This window comes from Mesorhizobium sp. M2C.T.Ca.TU.002.02.1.1 (genome assembly GCF_003997225.1).
This window is the reverse complement of sequence record NZ_RZTO01000280.1, coordinates 1-6,986: the sequence shown is the minus strand read 5'-3', so window position 1 is coordinate 6,986 and position 6,986 is coordinate 1. Positions and strand designations below refer to the sequence as shown.

The window sequence follows — 6,986 nt, the reverse complement described above, 5'->3', positions numbered from 1 at the left end:
CCGCACCAGCTTTCCGGCGGCCAGCGCCAGCGCGTGGCGCTGGCGCGCGCCGTCGTCACCAAGCCGCGCGTGCTCCTGCTCGACGAGCCGCTCGGCGCGCTGGACAAGGCGCTGCGCGTCGACATGCAGATCGAGCTTAAGCGCATCCAGCGCGAGATCGGCATCACCACCATCTTCGTCACGCACGACCAGGAAGAGGCGCTGACGATGAGCGACCGCATCGGCATATTGCGCGACGGCCGGCTGGTGCAGGAGGGCCCGCCCGAGGAAATCTACGACAAGCCGCAAAGCGAGTTCGCCGCGACCTTCCTCGGCGACGCCAACATCTTTCGCGGCAATGCGACCGGCTCCGGGATCAAGCTGCCCGACGGCACGACGATCGCGGCTTCGACAGGCGCATCGGTGCCGGCCGGCGCCAAAGCGAGCTGCGCGGTCCGGCCCGAGCGCATCCGGATTTCCACCGGCGCGGCAAAGCCCGACCCAGCCAATGCCAACACGCTCACGGGGCAGGTCTCGAAGCGCATCTTCGCCGGCAACAACAGCACCTATTTCGTCGACCGTGACGGCCAGACGCTGAAGGTGATCGTCCAGAACACAGGTGCCGAGCGCCTGGCCGAAGGCGAGCCGGTGGTGCTCAGCTGGTCGCCGGACAGCACGGTGCTGATCGCCGCCTGAGATTGGGCGAGCCCCGCTCAAATCTCCGGAATGCTCTCGCGGAAAATCACCTGCAGCCGCGGCTGGTGGAGCTCGTAGGGCAAGCCCCTGACGGAGTGGGACAAGATGTTGAGCGCCTCCCTGGCCTCGACGCGCGGGTTCTGGTCGATCACCGCGTCGAGCGTGCCGTCGAGCAGAAGCTCCTTGGTGCCGTCCGTCACCTCGTGGCCGAGGAAGATGATCTCCTTCGCACGTCCGCGTTCCTTCAGCGCGCGGGCGATGCCGGTGTTGCCGGCGCCGACATTGTAGATGGCGGCAAGGTCGGGGTGACGCTCGAGCAAGGCGGAGGCCTCCGAATAGGCCTTTTCGCGGTCGTCGAGCATTTCACGCATCTCGACGATCTCGAGGTTGGGGGATTCCTCTGCGACGATATGGCGGAAACCCATCTCGCGTTCCTCATGGCCGCGATAGGCGAGCGAGCCGGCGAACAGCGCCACCTTGCCCGGACGTCCGGCACCCATGAAGCGGTTGAGAAGATAGCCGGCCAGCCGCCCGGCGGCGCGGTTGTCGATGCCGATATAGGCGACCCGCGGCACATGCAGGATGTCGGAGGCGATGGTCACGACCTTGATGTCGCTCGCCGACAGCGAGCGGATCGCCTCGCGCACTGTGGGATGGTCAAGCGCGATGACGCCGACGCCTTGCGTCTGGCCATGCAGGTCCTGCAGCAGGCGGGCGAGCCGATCGGGGTTGAAGCCTTCGATGGTCGTCACGCGGACATCGAGGTCGGGCCGCGTCAGTGCCTGCGCCTCGATGTGGCGGTGTAAGAGCTTGATGAAGGAGTTGGTGCCGGCGGGCAGCGCGAAATCGAGCCTGACCGTCTGTCCCGGCACGGCGCGCTGCGGCGCGCCGTTCGACGTCTCGGCGATGTAGCCCAGGCGCTGCGCCATCTCGATGACGATTTCGCGCGTGCGGGCGCGTACGCCCGGCCGGTTGTTGAGCACGCGGTCGACCGTGGCCGGAGAAACGCCGGCTTCGCGGGCTATGTCTGTCAGGGTTGACCGCACGTCGAGCACCTCATCGCAAGCATCAAAATCACGCAGCGTCCACTCAGTTCCGGAAAACGCCTCAGCGGCAACCGCGATTCTGATGTGAAATGATGTAACCGCCCTTGGCTTGCGCGCAAGCCGGCGCGGTACATAAGGCGGCGAAGGTCCGGCCAAGGCGGCCGGATCGAGGCGAAAGCCCCTCAAATCCAAGCAATGGGTGCGATGTGAAGGGTTCGGCGGACTGCATTTTCTCCCTCATTTGCGATCTTATGACGTGTTTTGAGTATTTATGATGTTGACAGCCTTCACACGCTGTCGTCAATATCCCTCACGTGGGCCATGGAGGAACAGGCCCCGAGGGAGGAATTCGATGTCTCAATTGATCCGCATGTCGCGGCGCCGCCTTTTGGCGTCCGGAGGAAAGGCCGCGGTGTTCGTCGCCGCGACCGGTATTGCACCGCAGTTCATTCGTCCCGGCCGCGCCTTCGCGGCGGACGCGCTGGCACCCGGCATGATCGGCGGCCCGACCGGCTTCGACGGCGCGGAGCGCTATCAATACGGAGCCGACACGCCGGAAGGGCGCGCCGTCGAGGCGGCCAAGGCCCTGAAGGCGGCCGGCAAGGCGCCGGCGAAGATCGTTCTCGGCCTGTCCGACGGCTCGATCGGCCAGCTGACCAAGCCGTTCCCGGCCGGCGCGCCGTCGATCAAGGATCTGTGGGAGAAGGAAACCGGCATCCAGATCGAGATCGTCGGCCTGCCCAACGGCCAGGAATTCACCAAGACGATGCAGGACATCTCCACCAAGGGTGGGGCCTACGACATCTACTCGACCGAATGGAACCGGCTTGGCGATCTCGCCGAAACCGGCGGCATCGCCAAGCTCGACGACTTCGTCGCCAAGCACAAGCCGGAGTGGGACGACCCGAAGCAGGGCTACGTCAACGGCGCCAAGGGCGTGTCGCTGCTCAACCAGTATCGCGGCTCGACCTATGGCGTGTCGCTGGACGGCGACTTCCAGACCTGGGTCTACCGCACGGATCTGTTCAGCGATGCCGCCGAGCAGAAAGCCTTCAAGGACAAATATGGTTACGACCTGGCGCCGCCGAAGACTTGGAAGCAGCACAGCGACGTCGCGGCCTTCTTCCAGCGGCCGGACAAGGGCCTGTTCGGTTCGACCGACCTGCGCAACCAGGGCTGGGGCTATACCAACTGGTACCAGCGCTATGTCTCGATGGCCTCGCCCAACCAGTTCCTGTTCGGCGATGACGGCAAGCCGCTGATCAATTCCGAGCAAGGCATCGCGGCGGCGAAGGAATATGTGGATTCGCTGGCGCACCATTCGCCGGACGCGATCTCGTGGGGCTGGCCGGAGCAGTATGGCAATTTCGCCAAGGGCGGTGCGGCGATGACCTGCGCCTTCTCCAACCTGCCGAAATTCCTCGACAATGCCGGCAACAAAGATTCCGCCGTCACCGGCAAGATCGGCTCGATGCTGCCGCCGGGACGCGAGATCGAAGGCAAGCTGATCAGCCGCTCGGTGCTCTGGTTCTCGCTGACCGGCATGGTCTCGTCGCAGTCGAAGAATCCGGAGGCCGCCTATCTCTTGCTGCAGTGGCTCGGCTCGGCCCGCATCTATGCCTGGATGAGCGCCAATCCCGGCGGCTATCTCGATCCCTTCCGGCTGTCGGACTTTTCCGATCCGCTGGTACGCCAGACCTATCACGCCTACCACATGGACGTGGTGCGCGAGACGGTGGCGCGCACGGTGCCGACCATCAACTATCCCGGTGCCACCGCCTTCCACAACGCGCTCGACGAGAACCTCGTCGCCTCGCTGACCAAGGCCAAGACGCCGGAGCAGGCGATGGCCGACACGGAGCGGGAGTGGAAGAAGATCGCGCGCCGCATCGGCGAGGACAAGCTCCTCGAAGCCATCAAGACCAACAAGGAGGCCTGGCCGACCGTTCTCGATCCGATCAGCTGATCCGCCTCCCTGGATCAGAACCGGAGGGGAGGGGCGTCAGCTCTTCCCTCCTTCCTAACGCCACCAGCAAAGCAGCCAGATGAAGCGTTCCGTTCCTTTCGAGATATTCCGCTACGCCGCGATCCTCGCGGCGATGGCGGTGACGCTGGTGCCGATCCTGTGGATGGTGTCGATGGCCTTCAAGCCGATCGGCGAGTGGTCGGCGACGGGCGCCGACCTGACCTGGTGGCCGAAGCAGCCGACGCTTGCCAATTTCCAGTTCGTGTTCGGCCACTCCACCAACGACCTGATCGTCGCGCTCGACCACACGGCGGTGAAGCCGATCCTGTCGTCGCTCTTATCGGCGGTGTTCGGAACCGTGATCGCCATGTCGGCGGGCACTGCCGCAGCCTATGGCTTGTCGCGCTTCGGCTCCGGCCAGAACCTGCCGCTGGCGCTGATCCAGCTCAGGCTGTTTCCGCCGATGGCCGTCATGATCCCGGTGATGATCATGTGGGCCTTCCTCAATCTCAACGACACATGGTGGGGGCTGGCGCTGATCTACGGCATCGTCACGCTGCCCTTCGCCTTCTGGCTGATGAAGACCTTCTTCGACGACATGCCGCGCGAGATCGAGGAGGCCGCGCTCGTCGAGGGCTGCTCGCGGCTGCGCGTCTTCACCCGCATCACGCTGCCGATGATGCGCGCGCCGCTGGCGAGCGCCGCGCTCTTCGTGTTCATCCTCAACTGGTCGGATTACCTCATCGCACTGCTGCTCACGACGCGCGAATGGGTGACGATCCCCGTCTATATGGCGTCGCTGTCGTCCTCGATGACCGGACAGCTCTACGGCGCCAAGGCCGCGCTCGGCCTGATCGCGGCGGTGCCGCCGGTGATCATGGGCATCGCCATCCAGCGTCACCTGGTGCGTGGGCTGACCTTCGGAGCGCTCAAGCAATGAGCGCGCTGACGGCGATGATCTCGGAGGACAAGATGGCCGCGCGGACAAAGTCCGTCACGCCTGACGAGGGCGCGCGGCTCGGTTTCCGCCTGACCCTGCCGGCGCAGATCCTGGTGCTGTTCATCTCCGCCTTTCCGCTTTTGATGCAGCTCTACATCAGCGTCACCGACTGGTCGCCGCTTTCGGGCGTCGGCTGGTGGAACGCCTGGGAGATGTGGAACAGCTTCGCCAACTACACCGACCTCGCGGCCGACACGCGCTTCTGGAGCGCGCTGCAGCGCACGGCGATCGTCATGCTGGTCTGCGTGCCGGCGGAGTTTCTGCTGGGTCTCGCGCTGGCGACGCTGTTTGCCGACGACTTTCCCGGCAAGCGGATCTTCTATTCGATCCTCTTGATGCCGATGATGGTCGTGCCCGCGGTCGCCGGCTACATGTTCTTCATGCTGTTCCAGTCGGGCGGCCCGGTGAACGACATCCTGTCACGGATCGTTGGCGCGCCGGTCACCATCGCCTGGCTGTCGGATCCGACCCTGGCGCTGATCGCCGTCATGGTCGCCGACATCTGGCAGTGGACGCCGCTGATGTTCCTCATTCTGCTCGCCGGCCTGGTCGGCGTGCCGGAGGATCAGATGAAGGCGGCGACGCTGCTCGGCGCCAATGCCTGGCAGCGCTTCACCACCATCGTCCTGCCGAAGATGAAGACGATCATCATCATCGCCTTGGCGATCCGGGTGATCGAGAATTTCAAGATCTTCGACACGCTCTACATCATGACCGGCGGCGGCCCCGGCGTCGCCACCGAGACGATCTCCGTCTATATCTACAAGGTCACCACGCAGGACCTGATCTGGGGCTATGTGGCGGCAATCGCGCTTGCCATCCTGATCGTTCTCTCGATCGTCGCGGTCTACGCCATGAAGCGCATGGCGAAGGCGCGGGAGGTGCCGGCATGAGCGCCATCCATCTGCAGAATCTGGTCAAGAAGTTCGGCGACTTCACCGCGCTGAAGACGATGGACCTCGAAATCGCCGATGGCGAGTTCATGGCGCTGCTCGGACCTTCGGGCTGCGGCAAGTCGACGACGATGAACATGATCGCCGGCATGGAAGAGCCGACCAGCGGCAAGATCCTGTTCGGCGAGCGCGACATGGCCGGCGTGCCGATGGGGCGGCGCGGTGTCGGCTTCGTCTTCCAGAACTACGCCATCTTCACCCATATGACGGTGCGCCAGAACCTTGCCTATGGGCCGAAGATGCGCGGCGCCGCCAAGGCCGAGATCGACCGCCGCGTCGGCGCCATCGCCGAGATGCTGCAGTTGACGCCATTGCTCGACCGCAAGGCGGACCGGCTCTCGGTCAACATCCTGCAGCGCGTGGCGATCGGCCGCTCGGCGATCATGGAGCCGGCGATCTTCCTGCTCGACGAGCCGCTCTCCAATGTCGATGCCGCCTTCCGGGCGGTGATGCGCACCGAGCTCAAGCAGCTGCAACGTCAGTTCAGGCAGACCATGGTCTATGTCACGCATGACCAGCTCGAGGCCATGACCATGGCCGACCGCATCGCGGTGATGGATCACGGCGTGCTGCAGCAGGTCGGCACGCCGCTCGAGGTCTACAACAATCCGGCCAATGTCTTCGTCGCGCGCTTCATCGGCGCGCCGGGCATGAACCTGCTCAAGGGCAGGCCGGCCGAAAGCGATCGCGGGCTGGTCATCGATCTCGGGCCGCTCGGCGTCACGCCGCCCTTGCCGGACGAACTGGCTTCGGCCGTGCGCGCGGCGCGCGGCGACGTGCTCTATGGCTTCCGGCCCGAGCAGGTGGCGCTTGCCGAGCGCGGGCTGTCGATGCCGGTGAGCTTCGTCGAGCGAATAGGCGCGCGCACCATCGTCCATCTCGGCGAAGGCGAGAGCGCGGTGAAGGCGGTGTTCGAGAACGACGTCGGGCTGTCGGTGGGGCAGACGGCGGTCGTCGCGCCGCCGGCCTCGTCGGTGCGCGTCTTCGATGCCGCCACCGGCCTCGCAGTGAAGGCGGGCTGAGCCATGGCCGATATCGTTTTCCGCAATGTCACCAAACGCTACGGCAACACGCTTGCCGTCGACGATGCTTCCTTCACCGTCAACGACAACGAGTTCTTCTGCTTCTTCGGCCCGCCGCTGTCGGGCAAGTCGACGATCCTGCGCCTTGTGCTCGGCCTGGAAGCGCCGGATCAGGGCGAGATCCTGATCGGCGGCAAGCCGGTCAACAGCGTCTCGCCGGCGGAACGCAACGTCGCCATGGTGTTCCAGAACCTGGCGCTGTTCCCGCATATGAGCGCGCGCGACAATGTCCGCTTCCCGCTGGTCGAGCGGAAGGTCGCCGAA

Annotated in this window: 7 protein-coding genes; 6 read left to right on the top strand and 1 reads right to left on the bottom strand. The window is 65.0% G+C overall.

Annotated features, from left to right (window positions below; translation table 11 throughout):
* A partial coding sequence (locus EOD07_RS16520; RefSeq protein ID WP_164772288.1) for an ABC transporter ATP-binding protein occupies window positions 1–675 on the top strand: 675 nt, incomplete at its 5' end.
* A gap of 17 nt (window positions 676–692) precedes the next feature.
* Here the strand turns inward: EOD07_RS16520 and EOD07_RS16515 are convergent.
* Window positions 693–1,721: a LacI family DNA-binding transcriptional regulator gene (locus tag EOD07_RS16515; protein WP_073985445.1), complete on the bottom strand. Its 1,029-nt coding sequence runs from the start codon at window positions 1,719–1,721 to the stop codon at window positions 693–695.
* A gap of 352 nt (window positions 1,722–2,073) precedes the next feature.
* Between EOD07_RS16515 and EOD07_RS16510 the strand changes: the two genes are divergently transcribed.
* The 5 genes from EOD07_RS16510 to EOD07_RS16490 form a co-directional block, all read left to right on the top strand.
* Window positions 2,074–3,687, top strand: coding sequence for an extracellular solute-binding protein (locus EOD07_RS16510; protein ID WP_127236227.1), 1,614 nt, complete (start codon window positions 2,074–2,076; stop codon window positions 3,685–3,687).
* Window positions 3,688–3,766: 79 nt separating this feature from the next.
* A complete protein-coding gene (locus EOD07_RS16505) occupies window positions 3,767–4,627 on the top strand; it encodes a carbohydrate ABC transporter permease (protein WP_040984053.1) in 861 nt (286 codons plus the stop codon).
* Complete coding sequence (locus tag EOD07_RS16500; protein ID WP_127236226.1) at window positions 4,624–5,580, top strand: sugar ABC transporter permease; 957 nt, start codon at window positions 4,624–4,626, stop codon at window positions 5,578–5,580. The genes EOD07_RS16505 and EOD07_RS16500 overlap by 4 nt, the downstream gene beginning before the upstream one ends.
* Entirely contained in the window at window positions 5,577–6,662 is a 1,086-nt protein-coding gene (locus tag EOD07_RS16495) for an ABC transporter ATP-binding protein (RefSeq protein WP_127236225.1), read from the top strand. The genes EOD07_RS16500 and EOD07_RS16495 overlap by 4 nt, the downstream gene beginning before the upstream one ends.
* 3 nt (window positions 6,663–6,665) lie before the next feature.
* Window positions 6,666–6,986: ATP-binding cassette domain-containing protein (locus tag EOD07_RS16490; protein ID WP_164772287.1), on the top strand; the 321-nt coding region annotated here is incomplete at its 3' end.

Excerpts from the sequence above, each read along its gene's own strand:
- EOD07_RS16510 (WP_127236227.1), top strand. The coding sequence starts at position 2,074 with ATGTCTCAATTGATCCGCATGTCGCGGCGCCGCCTTTTGGCGTCCGGA.
- EOD07_RS16500 (WP_127236226.1), top strand. The coding sequence starts at position 4,624 with ATGAGCGCGCTGACGGCGATGATCTCGGAGGACAAGATGGCCGCGCGG.
- EOD07_RS16505 (WP_040984053.1), top strand. The coding sequence starts at position 3,767 with ATGAAGCGTTCCGTTCCTTTCGAGATATTCCGCTACGCCGCGATCCTC.
- EOD07_RS16495 (WP_127236225.1), top strand. The coding sequence starts at position 5,577 with ATGAGCGCCATCCATCTGCAGAATCTGGTCAAGAAGTTCGGCGACTTC.